Below are 16,347 nucleotides of genomic sequence, written 5' to 3'. Positions count from 1 at the left end.
ATTGATTCGGTTATGCCCAGCGGCGGAAGATCAACGAAGTGTTGACACCACCGAAAGCGAAGTTGTTGTTCATCACATAATCGTGGTGCATCTGACGAAACTCGCCGCGCAGGTAATCGAGCTTGCCGCAGTGCGGGTCGACCTCGTCGAGGTTGAAGGTGTGCACGTAACGGTCGCTGTTGAGCATCTCGATGCTGAACCATGACTCCAGCGCACCGCAGGCACCGAGGGTGTGGCCGAGAAAACTCTTCTGCGAACTGATCGGCATGTGTTCGCCGAACAGGCTGCTGGTGGCCAGGGTTTCGGCGATGTCGCCCTGTTCGGTGGCGGTGCCGTGGCCGTTCACATAGCCGATGGCGTCCGGGGTGAGGCCGGCATCTTCCAGGGCCAGCTCCATGGCGCGGCGCATCGTGACTTGTTCCGGGCGGGTGGTGTGCTGGCCGTCGGCGTTGCTGCCGAAACCGACGATTTCCGCGTGAATGTGCGCGCCACGGGCGAGGGCGTGTTCCAGCTCCTCAAGCACGAGCATGCCGCCACCTTCACCAATCACCAGACCGTCGCGGCCCTTGTCGTACGGGCGTGGGCTGGTCTGTGGTGCATCGTTTTTCAGGCTGGTGGCGTAGAGCGCGTCGAACACCATGGCTTCGGTCGGGCACAGCTCTTCCGCGCCGCCGGCGAGCATCAACGGCAGGCGGCCGAACTTGATTGCCTCATAGGCGTAGCCGATGCCCTGGCTGCCGCTGGTGCAGGCGCTGGACGTCGGAATCAGACGGCCGGTGAGGCCGAAGAAAATGCTGATATTGGCGGCGGTGGTGTGCGGCATCATCCGCACGTAGGAGTTGGCGTTCAGTCCCTCGGCCACCGAGTTGAGCAGCATGTTGCCGAACGCTTTGATTTCGTCAGTGCTGCCCGTGGACGAACCACAAGCGACGCCCATGCGCCCGTCCTTGATCGATTCGTCACCGAGCAGGCCAGCATCGGCCAGAGCCTTTTCTGCTGCGCCGACCGCCAGGCGCGAAACCCGGCCCATGCTGCGCAACTGCTTGCGGGTCCAGTGCGACGGTACGAGAAAATCATCGATAGGCCCGGCCAGACGCGTGTTCAGCTCAGTGAAGCGATCCCACTCGTCCATGCGACGAATGCCGCTGCGATTGGCCGCGAAATTGCCGGCAATGGTCGGCCAGTCGCTGCCCAGCGAGGTGATGCCGGCCATGCCGGTGACGACGACGCGCTTCATCAGCACAGGCCTCCGTTGACCGCCAGCACCTGGCGGGTGATGTACGAGGCTTCCGCCGACATCAGGAAATTCACCGCAGCGGCCACTTCCTCAGGGGTGCCCATGCGTTGCGCGGGGATCATTTTCATCAGCTCCTCCACCGGCACGTTTTCGTCGAGCATGGCCGTGTCGATCAGGCCAGGGGCGACGCAGTTAACGGTGATTTTGCGCTTGCCCAGCTCGATCGCCAACGCCTTTGCCGCACCGATTACGCCGGCCTTCGAGGCGCTGTAATTGACCTGGCCACGGTTGCCGATCAGGCCCGATACCGAGGTGATGCAGACGATGCGCCCGGCCGCGCGACGACGGATCATCGGCATCATCACCGGGTGCAGAACGTTGTAGAAACCGTCGAGGTTGGTGCGCAGGACCACGTCCCAATCGTCATCGCTCAGCGCCGGAAACGCGCCGTCGCGGGTCAGCCCGGCGTTGAGCACCACGCCGTAATAGGCACCGTGACTTTCGACATCGGCTTCGAGAATGCTTTTACAGGTTTCACGGTCGGCGACGTCGAATTGCAGGATGCGCGCGCGGCGGCCCAGTGCTTCGATTTCGGCCTGCACCGCTTGGGCTTCGGTCATGCCGCTGCGGCAATGCAGGACGATGTCGTGCCCGGCTTGCGCCAGACGCAAGGCAATGGCGCGGCCGATGCCACGGCTGGAGCCGGTGACCAGTACGGATTCAGTCATCGTGCGACTCCTTTGTCTGTTGCAGATATTGGTTGGCTTGCGGCGGACGGAACACGTTCAGGCGGGCGCTGGCATGAATGCCGTCACCGTGGATGTGACATTCGAATACGCCCATGCCGTTGTCGTCTTCCAGTGAGCGCAGGCCGTGGATGGTCAGCTCGCTGCCGGGCGCAAAGGCTTCGACGTTGCACTCGAATTTGCGCGTGCCGAGGAGAAAGCCGAGCTCCGGCGGATTGCCTTTTTGCCGGGCGTGGCAACCGGCGAAAGCGGCGACGCTCTGCGCCATCAGCTCGACGCCGACCCACGCCGGCAGGCTGCCGTCGGGCAGGTTGAACAGGCCATCGGGCTTGACCGTCAGGCGGGTGAAAATCTGCTCGTCATCGAAGCGCTCGATGGCGTCGATCAGGATCATGTCGCCGGCATGCGGCAGCAGTTCGGCGAGCGGCCAGTGGCTCATGGTGCGTCTCCGATAATCAGGCTGACGTTGTTGCCGCCGAAGGCAAACGAGTTGCTCATCAGGTAGCGCGGTGCAATGGACGTCAGGCGTTCGCTCGCGGTCACCCACTTGAGTGGCGGCAGCGCGGGATCGGCCTGGCCGTCCCAGATGTGTGGCGGCAACGCCTGTTCAGGGTTTTCGGCACTCAGGCTCAGCCAGCAGAACGCCGCTTCCAGCGCGCCAGCCGCGCCGAGGGTGTGACCGGTCAGCGGCTTGGTTGACGAGCAGGCGACGCCTTGGGGAAACAGCGCCGCGACCGCCAGACTTTCCATCGCGTCGTTGTGCTGGGTCGCGGTGCCGTGCAGGTTCAGGTAGTTGATTTGCCCGGCTTGCAGATGCGCGCGGCCAAGGGCTTTGTGCATCGCTTGCAGAGCGCCGCGACCGCTCGGCTCCGGTGCGGAAATATGGTGCGCATCCGAGCTGGCGCCCGCACCCAGCAGGGCGATTCCCGGGCCTTCGCCGCGCTGTTTGCTCATCACGAACAGCACCGCTGCTTCGCCGATATTGATGCCGTTGCGGTTGGCGGAAAACGGATTGCAGCGTTCGTCTGAAACGGCTTCCAGCGAAGAGAAACCGTTCAGCGTGAGCTTGCACAGACTGTCGACGCCGCCGCACAGTACCGCGTCGCACAGGCCCAGATCGAGCAGGCGCTGGGCGCTCATCAGCGCGCGGGCGCTGGAGGTACAGGCAGTGGAAATCACGTAGGCCGGGCCGCTCAGTTGCAGCCATTCGGCGAGAAAATTCGCCGGGGCGCCGAGTTCCTGCTGGCGATAGTCGTACTCGCGAGGAAATTGCTGTTCGCGGATGTAATGCGCCAGACCCCGGCTGGCCTCGTCGATACCCGAGGTGCTGGTACCTAGCACCACGCCTATGCGCTCGCGGCCGAAGGTCTGGATCGCACGATCGATGTCGTCTCGAATCTGCAGCGCGGCTTCCAGCAGCAGCTGATTGTTGCGACTGCTGTGCTCGATCAGTTCGGCCGGGATCGGCGCCAATTCACCGTGCACGCCGGCGACAGGCAGCTCACGTTCGGCGACCCAACCGGACTCGCGGCGCATCCCCGAACAGTCGCCGGCAAACAGATTGCGCGCGACTTCAGACTTGTCGCGGCCCAAAGCGCAGATCACGCCGAGGGCATTCAGGTAAGCGGTCATGGCGTCGATTCACCTAACTGGGAAACGCGATAGTGCGGGCCTTGGGGCAGATTCAATTGGAAGCTCAACGGTTGTGAATAGCGGATGTTCCAGCGCGCCGGCAGTGAACGCTGATCGGCCTGTTGGCGGGCGTCGGGATAATTGCCCAGCAGTTCGGCGGAAGGCGTCAAAGCGAACAGCAATGCGGCGAACAGCTCCCGAGCTTCCGGGTTCGGCGGCAACAGACCGTCGGCCTGCCAGTGCCCGTCGATCAGTTGCTGGCGGGCCTGGGGAATGCCCAGCGGATCCATCATCGACCAGCGCGTGCCGGCGCCTTCGCGCTGGATCACCAGCAGCCAGTCCTGACGCTGCCCGGCCTGCTCGCGCTCGATGTGCAGTTGCAGCGGCAGGGGCAACGTCGGGTCGGCCGCTGGTAGCGGTGGCTGGCTGGCGCAGGCACTTAACAGCAAGGCTGACAAAACGATCGCCAGCCACCCAGCAATCCCTGTGGGAGCGAGCCTGCTCGCGAATGCAATCTGACATTCGCCACCTTTGCTGACTGATACACCGCTTTCGCGAGCAGGCTCGCTCCCACAGGGTTTCAGGTGTTCAGATCGATAGCCGTACATCAGACAGATTCCTGCAATGGCTTGCGCGCGACGACATTTACCAGCGTCTCTTCACGCTCACCGAATGGCTTGGGTTTGCTCAACCCCAACCGCTCCAGCAAACCAAAATCCTTCGACCGGCTCCACCACAGATACGGGTAGGACACATTGCGCTCGGCAAACTCGAAACCCTGCTCGCGGATCATCTGCAGATACCCGGCGGCGCTCTTCTGTACGTGCATCGGATGGCGGAACAGCCAGCGAATCACCCAGGTATCAATGTAAGCCTCGGTGGACTCGGCGAACAGCAGATAGCCGCCCGGCTTGAGCACGCGATAGAACTCGGCCAAGGCCTTTTCCTGCTCGACCAAGTGGTGGAAGGTCTGGTGACAGAACAGCATGTCGACGCTGGCATCGGCGACGTTGAGCGTGGCGCAATCGCTGCCGATCAACTCGACTGGCATGCCCAGGCGCGTGGCCTCTTCGGCGCTGAGTTGCAGGCTGTGCGGGTCGGCGTCGACGCCGATCAGGCGCTGCGGGGCGAAGGTCTGGCGCAGGTGGCCGAACGACTTGCCCTGACCGCAACCGGCGTCCAGCAGCACCGGGTGTTCCGGCAGCGCTTCACTGAATAATCCACGCAAATCGTTGATCGCCACGCGCAGCACGTGGTGCTGCCAGGTGTGGCTGCGCAGGAACCAGAGACCGAAGCGGGTTTCCTCGACGTAGCTGTCGCTCAGGTAATTCATGAGGCGTCCTGCGCGCAGAGTTGGGAAATCATCTTCAGCCGGCGCCGCGCTTCACTGACGAACGGGTTGCGCTCGTCCCAGGCGTAACCGGCGAGGATCGAGCAGATCATCCGGCGAATCTCCGCCTGGCTGTCCTCGTAGAAAATCACGTCCTGGAAGGTGCCGGCGTACCAGCCTTCGACGTAGCAGCGGAAGGTGTCGACGCCGCGTTTCAACGGCTCGGCAAATTCGCTTTGCCAGTCCACCGTTTCACCCTGCAACTGACGGTGCAGCACGCCGGCAGCCATGCTCGCCGAACGCATGGCGATGGTCACGCCGGAGGAGAACACCGGATCGAGGAATTCTGCGGCGTTGCCCAGCAGCGCGAAGCCCGGGCCATGCAGGGTTTTCACATTGGCCGCGTAGCCGCCGAGGGTGCGCGCCGGAGTGTCCCAGACCGCGTTGTTCAGAACCCCGGCGAGGCTTGGCGTCTCGGCGATGAAGCTGCGCAGGCAGACATCGAGGTCGCTATCGCGCCCCCGGAAATGTTCCTCAGCCGCGACCACGCCCACCGAGCAGCGGCCGTTGCTGAACGGGATGGTCCAGAACCACACATCGCGATGCTCGGGATGGGTGGTGACGAGGATCTTTTCACGGTCGAACGCCGGGTTGTCGATGTGATCTTCGACATGGGTGAACACCGCCTGGCGCACCGGGAAATTCGAAGGCGCTTCGAGGTCGAGCAAGCGCGACAGCACGCGGCCGTAGCCGCTGGCGTCCAGGACGAAATCGGCTTCGACGCGGTACTCGCTGCCATCTTCGCGGCGCACGTCAAGGAGTGGTTTCGTCTGATCGAAATCGACGCTGACGATTGCATCGCCATAACGGATTTCCGCACCTTGCAATGCTGCTTGATCGGCCAGCAACTTGTCGAAATCGGCGCGCTGCACCTGGAACGTGGTCGGCTTGCCGGCGGTGAAGGTGTCGCCAAAATCGAAAGCGCTGTAGCGCTCGCCCCAGGCAAACGCCGCGCCGGTCTTGCGCTGGAACCCGGCGGCGTTGACGGCGTCGAGCATGCCGGCTTCTTCGACGAAATCCAGGCAGTGGCTGAGCAGGCTTTCGCCGATGGAGAAGCGTGGGAAGTGCTGGCGCTCGAGCACCAGCACATCGTGGCCCTTGCGCTTGAGCAGGGCAGCGGCGATAGCGCCGGACGGGCCGGCACCGATGATCACGACCTGACGGGATTCCATTTCAACGATTGGCACGTGAGCTCCGGGGCAAGGGACTGTTCAGATTCAGAGGCGCGCGATGCAGGCCGATCAGGGCCGGCAGCAGCGTCGCGATCAGGCCCATCAGCATCAGCGCGAAATACAGCGCCGGGGTGATGAGCTGTTGTTGCAATAGCAGATTGAGAAAGACGATTTCGCTCAGGCCGCGAATGTTCAGCAGTACGCTTTCGCGCCAGCGGCTGGCACCCGCGAACGAGGCGCCAGCCCAACCGAGGCCGAGCCAGTTGCCCAGCAGTTTACTGGCAATCGGCAACAGCAGCAGCGCCGCCCACTGCCCGGCGCCAAGGCTGGCGAGGGCGCTGTGCACGTCGATCTGGACGATACCGAACGTGAGGATCAGCGGGATCGCGATCCACGTCTGCAAGCGGCTCATCCAGCGTGCCGGCAACGGCAGCACCAACGGCACTTTCAGCAGCGCCATGCACAGCAGATAGCCGATGCCGAAAATCAGCGCGTTGAGTTTGTAATGCTCGGCCATGACCAGCAGGGCGAAGAAGCCGAGGCTGTAGGTCAGCGGGCGACGCACGCGCAGCAGGTGCAAAAGCAGTGGCACGCCGGCCATGGCCACGGGCAGCAACAGGCTGCTCAAGTGCAGGCTGCCCTGGGCGAGGCCGAACAGCGTCCAGCAGGTCAGATCGATAAGGATCGCGGTTTGCACCAGACGCCGTGTGGCAGCGGGCGGGTAATCGATGTGACGCAGATACAGGTACAGCACCGGGATCGCCGTTATGGCGAAGACCAGTCCGATGGCCAGTGCATTGAGCCACGGCTGCGCTGGCAGCAACCAGTACGCAACCGCCAGCCCGCAAGCGAACGGCACAGCGAAACTCGGCACAGCGATTTTTACGCTCTGGCGATCCAGACGCAGATCGATGACATCGCTGAGGATGTGCCCGAGCAGCAAGGCGAAACTCAGGCTGTAGAGGTTTTTCAACCAGCCCGGGGCGATCAGTTGTGCGCCGCTGAGCTGCCAGCCCGGTTCGATCCAGAAGTACATCAGCAGCGGCAAACCGAAGCTCGCCAGCAGCAACTGACTGACGATCGGAATCAGGCCGAAGTGACGGCCGACACGAGTCGCCAGGGCAAACAGCGCCAAGGCCAGCAACCAGAAGCCGAAGACCATCATGCGCTTGTCTCCGCAGCCGGTTCATGGCGCCCGGCCCACGGCGCGAGCATGAAGCTGAACGCCAGGCCGAGGCTTACCGACAGGCCGAAATTGCTCACCGCCGGCGTACTGGAGACCGCCAGCAGGCCGAACGATAGCCATGTGGTGACGGCGGCGAGCAAGGTGCCGAGCAGACTTACCGCCGCGCCGCCCACCTGTTCGCGCATGAGGATTGCGTAATCGACGCTGATCGCCGTCACCAGCAACAGGCCGAACAAGCTGAACAGGGTCAGTGGCTGACCGAGCCAGCCAAGGCTGGCCAGACTGCACAGCGCCGCCAGCAGTGGCAGGGCGACGATGCGCAGTGCGCCAGTCAGGCCGAACGGGAGCATCAGCACCAGCACGATCAACACGCAGGAGGCCAGTTTCAGTTCGGCAGCGCTGATCTGCGTGGCGGCAAACACCTTGTTCAGGTCACCGAGGCGATCGACCAGCACCACCCCCGGCAAATCGAGTGCTTGCACGCGCAACAACGACGGATTGTTCAAGCCCTGCAAACTGGTCATCGCTGCGACGCCGTCTTCAGTCGGTCCAAGCCACAGTGTGCGATACGGCTCGCCGAGCGGGCCGGCCAGCGCGGCGTCGATGTCTTTGGCGGGCAGGGTCTGCAATTGCTGCAATTCGTTTTGCAACGCCGTCACTGGCACGCCGAGATCGAGCAGCGGTTGCCAGAATGACGGCAGCTTGTTCAGTGATTCGCGCACTTGCTGTTGCTGGCTCGGCGCGCTGACCAGTTGATCGAGGGCCAGATAGCCTTGCAGTTTGTCGAGGTTGACCAGTTGCTGCAGGCGCTCGCTCAGCGCTGCCTGGCGCTCAAGCAATTGCTCCTGATTGGCCGCGCGGATCAGGAAGAACTGGCTGGTCGGTTGATACCCTGTGATGCGCGCGATGGTCTGCGCTTCGTCGGTCAGATGCTGCGGCGCGCCGACCCATTGGCGGATGTCGTTTTTGCTCTGCAACTGCATCAGGCCGCCGACGCAGAAGGCGATCAGCAGGGCCAGCAGCGCGGGCGTGCGAATGCAACCGAGCAGCGCCTCACGCAGATGAATCAGGCGTTCGGCCAGGCGCAGCGGCCATTGCGCCGGGCGCAGTTGGACATTTTTCAGCAGCGCCGGCAGCAGGCAGACCGCCGACAGATACGCACCGAGCAAGCCGGCAGCGGAGAACACGGCGATCTGCGTCAATGCCGGGAACGGCGTCCACGCCAGCGCCAGATAGCCGATGACGCTGGTGATCAGGCTCAGGGTCAGCCCCGGCAACGTCAGGCGCAGGGCCGGCCAGCTGTGCCAGGGCTTGAGGCTCCAGCTCTTGGATAGATAGTGCAGTGGGTAATCGACGGCAACGCCGATCAGACTTGAGCCGAGTACCAGCGTCATCACATGCATGTGACAGAACAGCGCCACGCAGGCCACCGCGCCGAACAGCATGCCGACCAGCACCGGCACAAACGCAAGCAGCACGCCCCAGCGGCGAAACGCCAACAACAGCAGCAGCAGAATGCCGACCGTCGCGCCACCGCCGACCCAAGTAATCTCGCGAGTAGCCTGTTGCTGGCCGTTGGCGGCATAGAGCAGGCCACTGGCGGCGAGCAACTGCACGCCGCTTTGCGCCGCTTGCTCGCGGCTGTGCTGGAGCAGCTCTGCCACCTGCAACGGCAGGTTCATGTCGAAAGCATTGCCGGTGGTGCGCGCACGCAGCATCACCCAGCTCTTGCCGTCGGCCTCGGCGACCAGTGCGCCGCTGCCAATGTCCAGTTGCACTGCGCCATGTTTCGGCTGGCTGTTCTGGATGCGCCCGGTCAGGCCCAGCCAGTCGTCCTGGCTCGGCACCAGGGTGAAGCCGTTGAACGGATCGAACAGCGCCTGCACACGCTGCTGGATGAACGCGTCGGGGTGCTCGCTGAGTAGCTGCCGATCATCCGCCGAGAGCATCGCCAAACGCCCTTGGAGCAATTGCTTGCGCAGCGCCGGCAAGTCGGCTTGCAGATTCCATTGCACGGTTTCGAACAGACCGCTGGCCTGCCATTGTTCGCCCAGTTGCTGAGCCATGTTCAGTGCTTGCTGGCGATCGGCGTGACCGACCAGCACCAGCATTTCGCGATTGAGCGGTTCTTGCATGCGCTGTTCGGCGCGCACTTCCAGCGCGTCTGGACTGGTCCCGGGTACCAGCTCCATGAGATTGGCCGACAGCGGCGCACCGTCGCGCCACTGCCAGGCAGCCAGCGCGACGACGGCCAGCAGCAGGCTCAGAAACAGCCAGGGCAGCTTGCGTTCACTCGGCAAAGTCATGTTGCTCCGCTTCGCTCAGGGGTTGCTCGGCCGTACTGTCCTGCATGCGCAGCAGGGTGCTGTCGCCCTGGGTTTCCAGCAGCTCGATGGTTTGCACAAGGGCGCCACCATCGATATTGATCTGCTTGAACACTTGCTTGAGCAGCATCGAACGCGGCGTCAGAGTCAGTTGCCACTGCTGCGCCGTGCCGCTCAGGGCCAGTTCGAAATCCCGCTGCAAACCGCTGCTGTCACCTTGCAGCACGGCGAGGAACAAACGGTTCTGCTCGGCGCCGGCGCTCTTGTTCGGCAGCAGTTGCCAGCCGTTGGTGTCACGGCGGGCGATGCCATTGGCGGTGATGCGGTAATCCTGTTGCAGCGGAGTTTTCAACAGCCACAGCAGGCCATGATTTTTAGCGAGGACGAAGCTGCCCTTGCTGATCAGCGGCTGCGGCAGGGCGCGCAGGTGTTTTTCCTGAGTGAACTGGCCGTGAATAACATCCGGTTTCGCCAGTTGTTCACTGAGTTGTTGCAGGTCGAAGGCATTGGCCCATGACGACACGGCCAGCAGCGTCAACGCGCCGAGGCTTCTATAAAACACATTCATCGCAGCATCCTTTCCACGGCATCGGTGAAGACTTTGGGTGAAGCCAGTTGCATCTCGCGGCTGCTGACTTCGACGGCGACCTGCACGGAGCTTGCGCGGGTCAGGCGTTCGCCGGTCTGCAGGTCGGTGATCAGGTAATTGATCTTCAGACGGTTTTCCCACTCGACCAGACTGGCGCGCACGTTCAGCCGCTGGCCGAACACCGCGCCGCGCACGTAGCGAAGTTGCAGGTCGATGATCGGCCAGGCGTAACCCGACTCGACCATGTGCGTGTAGTTATGGCCGATCTTGTCCAGCAGCGCACAGCGTGCCACTTCGAGATATTTGACGTAATGGCCGTGCCAGACCACATGCATGGTGTCGACGTCGAAAAACGGCACGAGAATCTCGGTATCGGCATGAAGCACTCCGGCACTACGCATGCAGCCTCCAGTGTTGCGCGGCGATGCGTTGCAGGCACAGGCGCAGTTCGCCTTCCAGCGCGCGGTCTTCGATGACCGGCGGGAAGTCCTTGCCCAGCTCTTCGTGCATCGCTGCCAGTGCCGGCGGCAGCGGGCGCGCATCGGCGGCTTGAGCGCGCAGCCACACGCCCTGATTGGCGGCGAGCAGCGTGGCGGCGGCGACCTGTTCGGTCAGCTCCAGCACGCGAATCGCATCACGGGCGGCGATGGTGCCCATGCTCACCTTGTCCTGGTTGTGGCATTCGGTGGAGCGCGAGAACACGCTGGCCGGCATGGTGTTTTTCAGCGCTTCGGCGGTCCAGGCGCTGGTGCCGATCTGCACCGCTTTGAAGCCATGGTTGATCATCGCCCGATCGGCGGGGGCGCCGGAGAGGTTGCTCGGCAAGCCGTGGTTGTAGCGTTCGTCGACCAGCAGTGCCAGTTGCCGATCAAGCAGATCGGCGACGTTGGCCACGAGGTTTTTCAGGCTGTCCATGGCGAACGCAATGTGCCCGCCGTAGAAGTGTCCGCCATGCAGAACGCGCTCGGCTTCGGCATCGATGATCGGGTTGTCGTTGGCGCTGTTCAGCTCGGTTTCGATGAAGCCGCGCAGCCAGTTCAGGCTGTCGGCCAATACGCCGAGCACATGCGGCGCGCAACGCAGCGAGTAGCGATCCTGCAGACGATGCAGTGGGGCGGTCGGCGCGTCGATCGCCAGATCCTTGCGCAGCCACGCGGCGACCTGCATCTGCCCCGGATGCGGCTTGGCGGCGAACAGGCGTTCGTCGAAGTGCTCCGGATTGCCTTGCAGCGCGACGACGTTCAGCGCGGTGATGCGCGTGGCCAGTTGCAGCAGGTAATCGGCGCGGGCGAAAGCCAGGCAGGCGAGGCCGGTCATCACCGCCGTGCCGTTCATCAGCGCCAGCGCCTCTTTCGGACGCAGCACCAGCGGTTTCCAGCCGAGCTCGCGATGCACGTCGGCAGCCTGACGACGTTCGCCACGGAACAGCACTTCGCGCTCGCCGGACAGGGTTGCGGCGACATAGGAAAGAGGCGTCAGATCGCCGCTGGCGCCGACCGAACCCTCTTCGGGAATCAACGGCAGGATGTCGTATTCGAGAAACGCATGCAGACGCTCGAGCAGTTCGACGCGCACCCCGGAAACGCCGTGACACAACGACTGCAAACGCGCCGCCAGCACCGCGCGGGTGGCCTGCGCGTCGAGCAGTTTGCCTAGGCCGCAGCCGTGAAAAGTGTAGAGATGACGCGGCAGCGCCTCGACGTGATGCAGCGGCACCGCGACCACGCAGGAATCGCCGTAACCGGTGGTGACGCCGTAGATCACACCTTCTTTGTCCAGCAGCGAATCGAGAAACCGCGCGCCCTTGGCGATGCGCTCGCGATAGTCGGCGTCAGCCTGCAACTGCACGGGCGCCTGACGGTTGGCCAGGGCCAGCACGTCTTCGATGCGCAAAGGGCGTTCGCCGAAGGTTACCGGCTCATGGGTTGGCGTCGTCATCGGTCTTCCAGAAAGGGTAAAAGTTGAACCATTGCTGCGGGGCTTCGAGGCAATAGTGACTCAGGCGCTGCGCGTAGCGAGTGGCCCACTGATGAATGACCTGCTCGCGCTCGCGGCGTGTCCACACCACCGCGTCGGCGAACGGTTCGAGGGTCAGGCGATAGTGGCCGTCGGGTTGCTTGAGGCATATCAGCAGATTGACCGGGCACTTGAGCAGGCCGGCCAGCAACCACGGGCCTTGCGGAAATGGCGCCGGATGGCCGAGAAAATCCACCGTCACGCTGCGCCCGCCATGCAGTGGCACGCGGTCGCCGGCAATCGCCAGCCACTCGCCGCGTTCCAGTCGTTCATGCAGTTGCAGCATGATCACCGGGTCGAGTTCGCTGACCTGGATCAGGCGCAGATTGGTCGCCCCGGCCTCGCCAAGCAAGCGGTTGAATTGCTCGGCGTGCTTGGTGTGCACCAGCACGTTCATGGTGACCTTTTCGCCGATCTCCGCCAGCGCCCGGCACACTTCGAGATTGCCCAGATGCGCGCCGACCAGCAGTTGTCCGCGACTACCGCGCAACTGCTTGCGCAGCAGCGCCGGATCGATGATTTCGATCTGCTCGATGCTCAGCTTGCCGTTCCACACATCGAGCTTGTCGAGCAGCGAATCGGCGAAGGTCATGAACTGGCCGAACACCCGCCAGTGGCTCGGACGCAAGTCGTCGCGCCGGCTCCACGCGGCCAGCCGCTGCTGGTACTGCCAGGCACTGCGCCGGGCGATACGGCCGAAGAGGAAAAAATACAGCACGATGCCGTACAGCAACGGACTGAGCAGGCGCCGGCCGAGGACTTTGGCGGCGAACGCGGTGAATTTCATCAGCAGGAAACTGCCGCGCTCTTCGCGGTCGGCCCAGTGCTTCTTGTCGACTTCTTCGCTCATGGTTTCCACCGCCGCCAGAGAATCAGCGGCCAACGCAGCAACATGCCGAAGAACAGCCGCGTGTGCATGCTGGAAATCAGCGCGTTGTCGTGGAACAGGCGAAAGTGCGATACACCGTCCAACGGGTAATGCACGCTGGTCTGCAGCCAGCGCATCGGCTGATTGCGCCAGGCCAGACGCACGAGGATGTCCGAGTCGAAATCCATGCGTTTGCCGACTTTCGCCGAGTCAATCACCGCCAGAGTCGGCGCCAACGGATAAACACGGAAGCCGCACATCGAATCGCGAATCTGCAACGACAGGGTGTTGATCCACACCATCACGTGGGTCAGGTAGCGTGCGTACAAACGCCCTTTCGGCACGCTCTCGTCGAACAGCGGATAGCCGCAGATCATCGCCTCGGGATGGGCGCGGGATTCGCCGACGAAGCGCGCGACGTCGTGCAAATCGTGCTGGCCGTCGGCATCGACCTGCAAGGCATGGCTGTAGCCCAGACGCGAGGCTTCGCGCAGACCGGTCATCACCGCGCCGCCCTTGCCCTGATTGGCCGTCAGGCGCACCAGAAAAACCCTGTCGCGCTCGGCCAGAGTGTCGAGCACCCGCGCGCAGGACGGCTCGCTGGCGTCGTCCACCAGAATGCACGGCAGACCTTGTGCAAGCAGGGCATCGACCACGGTGGTGATCGCGGTTTCGTGGTTGTACACCGGGATTACGGCGCAGGGGTTATGCATGGGCAGGCCCCAAGAGAATGCGTCCGCTGGAACAGGTCGCCGTGTCGTTGCGATAAGCAAAATACAACTTGCCGCGCTCGGCATCGAAACGCAGATGCAGCTGGATTTCATCACCCGGGCGCACCAGTTGCTGGAATTTCAGCACTTCCATTCCGGCAAACGCGCCGTCCAGATTCAGCAACTGCCGACCCAGATTCAGCGCCCATTCCACCTGCACTACGCCGGGCAAAACCGGTGCCTTGGGAAAGTGTCCGCTGAAGTAGGCGAGATCCGGCGGCACGCTGAGTTGCAGGCTCCATTCGCCGTCGCTTGCACTTTGCTCCAGCACTTCGGGGGCTTTCGGCCGTGCGGCCAGCAGCAGCGCTTCGACGTCGGCTTGCGCCAGTTTGCCCTGGCTGTTCAACGGCATTTGCCGCAGCAGGCGCCAGCGTCGGGGCAGGGCGAGGGCTTCGCAATGTTGGCTCAGATGTTTGCGCAGGGTTTCGGTCAGACCACGGCGGCCGTGCTCGCGCAGGGCGAACAGGCCCGATTCGCTGAGCACCAGCAGCGCACCGAGCGAAGCGCGGTTTTCCTGGACCACACCGAGGCGCGCCTCGGCGACCCAGTCATGGGCTGCCAAGGCCTGCTCGAGCATCGGCAGCGAGATGCGTTTTTCTTCCAGTTTGACGATGCGGTCCAGTCGCCCCAACAGTTCAAAACGACCATCGGCGGCGATGCGCGCGGCGTCAGCGCTGTGTTCGACATGGCCGGCAGGCAGGTAAGGCGAGGCGATCAGCAGGGCGCCGTCGCTGTCCTGGCTCAGCTCGACGCCGGCAAACGGCTGCCACAAAGACTCGCCCTGACGCCAGGCGATGCCGCCGGTTTCCGAGCTGCCGAGGATTTCTGTCGGCCATTGCTGCAAGCGCTGGCGCAGGCTTTGCGCCGCTTCCGACGGCAACGCGCCCCCGGAGGAAAACACCCGGCGCACCGCGCTCAGGGCCGGCCAGTCGAGGTTGTCGCCCATGCGCTTGAGCAGCGCCGGGCTGGCGACCCAGGCGAAGGCCGGGTATTCGCGGCTGGCGCGCTGCAAGTCTTCGGAAAAGGCCAGTTGCCGGCGCACAAACGGGCGCCCGGCGCACAATGGCCACAACACGCGAAACAGCAGGCCATAGATGTGTTGGGTGGCGACACTGCCGATGATGCAGGCGTCATCGAGGTCTGCGCCCCACAACTGTTCCAGCGCTTCGACCTCGTTGGCCAATTGGCGCAGGGTCTTGTCGATGCGCTTGGGTTCGCCGCTGGAGCCGGAAGTGCACAGGCTCAGGCGGCATTGATCGAGATTCAGTTCTGCACCGGGCAGGCCGGGCTGAGTGAAGTCGTGCAACTGGGCGTCGCCGGGTTGATCGGTCAGCCATAGATCGACTTCCTGCGACCAGCGCTGACGCGTCTGCGCTTGCAGATCCGCCGGCAGCAACACGCTGACGCCGGCACGCCAGGCAGCGAGCAGGGCGATGGCAAGGTCGGCGGCATCTTCCAGATGCACGGCTAGCCTTTTCACGCCTCGGCTTTGCAGACCCGCGGCGACGCTCAAGGCCTGCGCTCGCAGTTGCGTGTGATCGAGGGCCGGCGCCTGGCAGATCGCCCGTGCCGGCAGTGCCTTGAGCAACAGCTGCTCAAGTTTTATCCAATTCATGTACGGCCTCTTACCCGTTGTCGTATCAGCCATTCAATGGCAAACATCAGGCCGATCAATCCATAGGAGATCAGGCCGGTGTACAACATCCACCAATCCAGCGGCGCCCACAGGGTGAGGAGCGCAGCGCACAAACCGTTGCAGAAGAAAAACACGCTCCAGGCCAGCGTGACCTTGCGCGTATAGCGAATGGCAACCTGCGGCAGCTCCGGCTCGCGCAAGCGCGCCAGACGCTCGACCATTGGCGGGCCGTATTTCATGCTGGCGCCGAACAGCACCAGCATGAATGCGCTGATCAGCACCGGGTACCAGCGCAGCAGCTGCGGGCTGTCGAACACCGCCAGCAGCAGGCAGAACACCATCGCCACGCACGCCATCCACAGGCTGCCGGGCTTGCGTTCGCCGGTCAGGGCGCGCGCCAGCCACAGGCTGCCCAGCAGCAGTGCAAATTGCCACGGGGCGAAATGCTCCATGCCGAAATACACCGCAAAGGGGTACAGCAGACCGGCCAGCAGCAGGCCCAGGCCGATCAGTCGGCTCATGCGGCCGGTTGAACCAGACGGAACACCGCCTCGACCACGTCACCGACGGTGCGCACCGATTTGAATTCTTCGGCGGCGATTTTCTTGCCGGTCTGGCGTTTGATGTGATCGATCAGGTCGACCGCATCGATGCTGTCGATTTCCAGATCCTGATACAGATTGGCGTCCATGCTTACACGAGCCGGATCCAGTTCGAACAGCTCGACCAGGGCATCGCGCAGGGTGTTGAAGATATCGTCACGAGTTTGCATGGTCCGGTC

The 16,347-nt window shown here is 63.4% G+C and carries 17 protein-coding genes; all 17 read right to left on the bottom strand.

Going from position 1 to position 16,347, the window contains the following annotated elements:
- Nucleotides 1-10: 10 nt before the first annotated feature.
- Genes JWU58_RS25305 through JWU58_RS25225 form a run of 17 tightly spaced genes read right to left on the bottom strand, consistent with a single transcriptional unit; the run spans nt 11 to nt 16,338 of the window.
- Nucleotides 11-1,237, bottom strand: a complete 1,227-nt coding sequence (locus JWU58_RS25305) for a beta-ketoacyl-ACP synthase (protein WP_024011280.1) — start codon at nt 1,235-1,237, stop codon at nt 11-13.
- Nucleotides 1,237-1,965, bottom strand: coding sequence for a 3-oxoacyl-ACP reductase FabG (fabG, locus tag JWU58_RS25300; RefSeq protein ID WP_130899550.1), 729 nt, complete (start codon nt 1,963-1,965; stop codon nt 1,237-1,239). Before fabG ends, JWU58_RS25305 begins: the two co-directional genes overlap by 1 nt.
- Nucleotides 1,958-2,422 (bottom strand): hotdog family protein, encoded by a 465-nt coding sequence (locus JWU58_RS25295; protein WP_073471610.1) that lies wholly within the window; start codon nt 2,420-2,422, stop codon nt 1,958-1,960. Before JWU58_RS25295 ends, fabG begins: the two co-directional genes overlap by 8 nt.
- Nucleotides 2,419-3,615: a beta-ketoacyl-[acyl-carrier-protein] synthase family protein gene (locus JWU58_RS25290; RefSeq protein WP_206421191.1), complete on the bottom strand. Its 1,197-nt coding sequence runs from the start codon at nt 3,613-3,615 to the stop codon at nt 2,419-2,421. The genes JWU58_RS25295 and JWU58_RS25290 overlap by 4 nt, the downstream gene beginning before the upstream one ends.
- A complete protein-coding gene (locus JWU58_RS25285; protein ID WP_185015448.1) occupies nt 3,612-4,223 on the bottom strand; it encodes a hypothetical protein in 612 nt (203 codons plus the stop codon). Before JWU58_RS25285 ends, JWU58_RS25290 begins: the two co-directional genes overlap by 4 nt.
- Nucleotides 4,223-4,948 (bottom strand): class I SAM-dependent methyltransferase, encoded by a 726-nt coding sequence (locus tag JWU58_RS25280; RefSeq protein ID WP_206421190.1) that lies wholly within the window; start codon nt 4,946-4,948, stop codon nt 4,223-4,225. Before JWU58_RS25280 ends, JWU58_RS25285 begins: the two co-directional genes overlap by 1 nt.
- Complete coding sequence (locus tag JWU58_RS25275; RefSeq protein ID WP_123444007.1) at nt 4,945-6,192, bottom strand: NAD(P)/FAD-dependent oxidoreductase; 1,248 nt, start codon at nt 6,190-6,192, stop codon at nt 4,945-4,947. The genes JWU58_RS25280 and JWU58_RS25275 overlap by 4 nt, the downstream gene beginning before the upstream one ends.
- Nucleotides 6,179-7,342 carry a cation:proton antiporter gene (locus JWU58_RS25270; protein WP_123444006.1) on the bottom strand — a complete coding sequence of 388 codons (1,164 nt, stop codon included), beginning with the start codon at nt 7,340-7,342 and terminating at the stop codon, nt 6,179-6,181. The genes JWU58_RS25275 and JWU58_RS25270 overlap by 14 nt, the downstream gene beginning before the upstream one ends.
- Complete coding sequence (locus tag JWU58_RS25265; protein WP_206421189.1) at nt 7,339-9,669, bottom strand: MMPL family transporter; 2,331 nt, start codon at nt 9,667-9,669, stop codon at nt 7,339-7,341. The genes JWU58_RS25270 and JWU58_RS25265 overlap by 4 nt, the downstream gene beginning before the upstream one ends.
- Complete coding sequence (locus JWU58_RS25260) at nt 9,653-10,255, bottom strand: outer membrane lipoprotein carrier protein LolA (RefSeq protein WP_206421188.1); 603 nt, start codon at nt 10,253-10,255, stop codon at nt 9,653-9,655. Before JWU58_RS25260 ends, JWU58_RS25265 begins: the two co-directional genes overlap by 17 nt.
- Nucleotides 10,252-10,677, bottom strand: coding sequence for an acyl-CoA thioesterase (locus JWU58_RS25255; RefSeq protein WP_039756713.1), 426 nt, complete (start codon nt 10,675-10,677; stop codon nt 10,252-10,254). Before JWU58_RS25255 ends, JWU58_RS25260 begins: the two co-directional genes overlap by 4 nt.
- On the bottom strand, nt 10,670-12,214 hold the full coding sequence (locus JWU58_RS25250; protein ID WP_206421187.1) for an HAL/PAL/TAL family ammonia-lyase: 1,545 nt from the start codon (nt 12,212-12,214) through the stop codon (nt 10,670-10,672). Before JWU58_RS25250 ends, JWU58_RS25255 begins: the two co-directional genes overlap by 8 nt.
- A complete protein-coding gene (locus JWU58_RS25245; protein WP_206421186.1) occupies nt 12,195-13,142 on the bottom strand; it encodes an LpxL/LpxP family acyltransferase in 948 nt (315 codons plus the stop codon). Before JWU58_RS25245 ends, JWU58_RS25250 begins: the two co-directional genes overlap by 20 nt.
- The gene (locus JWU58_RS25240) at nt 13,139-13,873 is read right to left on the bottom strand and encodes a glycosyltransferase family 2 protein (protein WP_024011292.1); all 735 of its coding nucleotides are present in this window, start codon (nt 13,871-13,873) and stop codon (nt 13,139-13,141) included. The genes JWU58_RS25245 and JWU58_RS25240 overlap by 4 nt, the downstream gene beginning before the upstream one ends.
- Nucleotides 13,866-15,545, bottom strand: a complete 1,680-nt coding sequence (locus JWU58_RS25235; protein WP_206421185.1) for an acyl-CoA synthetase family protein — start codon at nt 15,543-15,545, stop codon at nt 13,866-13,868. Before JWU58_RS25235 ends, JWU58_RS25240 begins: the two co-directional genes overlap by 8 nt.
- A complete protein-coding gene (locus tag JWU58_RS25230) occupies nt 15,542-16,087 on the bottom strand; it encodes a COG4648 family protein (RefSeq protein ID WP_123444000.1) in 546 nt (181 codons plus the stop codon). Before JWU58_RS25230 ends, JWU58_RS25235 begins: the two co-directional genes overlap by 4 nt.
- On the bottom strand, nt 16,084-16,338 hold the full coding sequence (locus tag JWU58_RS25225) for an acyl carrier protein (RefSeq protein ID WP_016772026.1): 255 nt from the start codon (nt 16,336-16,338) through the stop codon (nt 16,084-16,086). The genes JWU58_RS25230 and JWU58_RS25225 overlap by 4 nt, the downstream gene beginning before the upstream one ends.
- Nucleotides 16,339-16,347: the final 9 nt, after the last annotated feature.

This window comes from Pseudomonas atacamensis (genome assembly GCF_017167965.1).
GTDB classification, from domain to species: domain Bacteria; phylum Pseudomonadota; class Gammaproteobacteria; order Pseudomonadales; family Pseudomonadaceae; genus Aquipseudomonas; species Aquipseudomonas atacamensis.
This window is presented reverse-complemented; position numbering and strand designations above follow the sequence as displayed.

What these genes read in the sequence shown, in the direction of transcription:
- JWU58_RS25225 (WP_016772026.1), bottom strand. Translation starts at nt 16,338, where the DNA reads ATGCAAACTCGTGACGATATCTTCAACACCCTGCGCGATGCCCTGGTC.
- JWU58_RS25280 (WP_206421190.1), bottom strand. Translation starts at nt 4,948, where the DNA reads ATGAATTACCTGAGCGACAGCTACGTCGAGGAAACCCGCTTCGGTCTC.
- fabG (WP_130899550.1), bottom strand. Translation starts at nt 1,965, where the DNA reads ATGACTGAATCCGTACTGGTCACCGGCTCCAGCCGTGGCATCGGCCGC.
- JWU58_RS25245 (WP_206421186.1), bottom strand. Translation starts at nt 13,142, where the DNA reads ATGAGCGAAGAAGTCGACAAGAAGCACTGGGCCGACCGCGAAGAGCGC.
- JWU58_RS25235 (WP_206421185.1), bottom strand. Translation starts at nt 15,545, where the DNA reads ATGAATTGGATAAAACTTGAGCAGCTGTTGCTCAAGGCACTGCCGGCA.
- JWU58_RS25260 (WP_206421188.1), bottom strand. Translation starts at nt 10,255, where the DNA reads ATGAATGTGTTTTATAGAAGCCTCGGCGCGTTGACGCTGCTGGCCGTG.
- JWU58_RS25265 (WP_206421189.1), bottom strand. Translation starts at nt 9,669, where the DNA reads ATGACTTTGCCGAGTGAACGCAAGCTGCCCTGGCTGTTTCTGAGCCTG.
- JWU58_RS25255 (WP_039756713.1), bottom strand. Translation starts at nt 10,677, where the DNA reads ATGCGTAGTGCCGGAGTGCTTCATGCCGATACCGAGATTCTCGTGCCG.
- JWU58_RS25250 (WP_206421187.1), bottom strand. Translation starts at nt 12,214, where the DNA reads ATGACGACGCCAACCCATGAGCCGGTAACCTTCGGCGAACGCCCTTTG.
- JWU58_RS25270 (WP_123444006.1), bottom strand. Translation starts at nt 7,342, where the DNA reads ATGATGGTCTTCGGCTTCTGGTTGCTGGCCTTGGCGCTGTTTGCCCTG.
- JWU58_RS25240 (WP_024011292.1), bottom strand. Translation starts at nt 13,873, where the DNA reads ATGCATAACCCCTGCGCCGTAATCCCGGTGTACAACCACGAAACCGCG.
- JWU58_RS25290 (WP_206421191.1), bottom strand. Translation starts at nt 3,615, where the DNA reads ATGACCGCTTACCTGAATGCCCTCGGCGTGATCTGCGCTTTGGGCCGC.
- JWU58_RS25230 (WP_123444000.1), bottom strand. Translation starts at nt 16,087, where the DNA reads ATGAGCCGACTGATCGGCCTGGGCCTGCTGCTGGCCGGTCTGCTGTAC.
- JWU58_RS25285 (WP_185015448.1), bottom strand. Translation starts at nt 4,223, where the DNA reads ATGTACGGCTATCGATCTGAACACCTGAAACCCTGTGGGAGCGAGCCT.
- JWU58_RS25295 (WP_073471610.1), bottom strand. Translation starts at nt 2,422, where the DNA reads ATGAGCCACTGGCCGCTCGCCGAACTGCTGCCGCATGCCGGCGACATG.
- JWU58_RS25305 (WP_024011280.1), bottom strand. Translation starts at nt 1,237, where the DNA reads ATGAAGCGCGTCGTCGTCACCGGCATGGCCGGCATCACCTCGCTGGGC.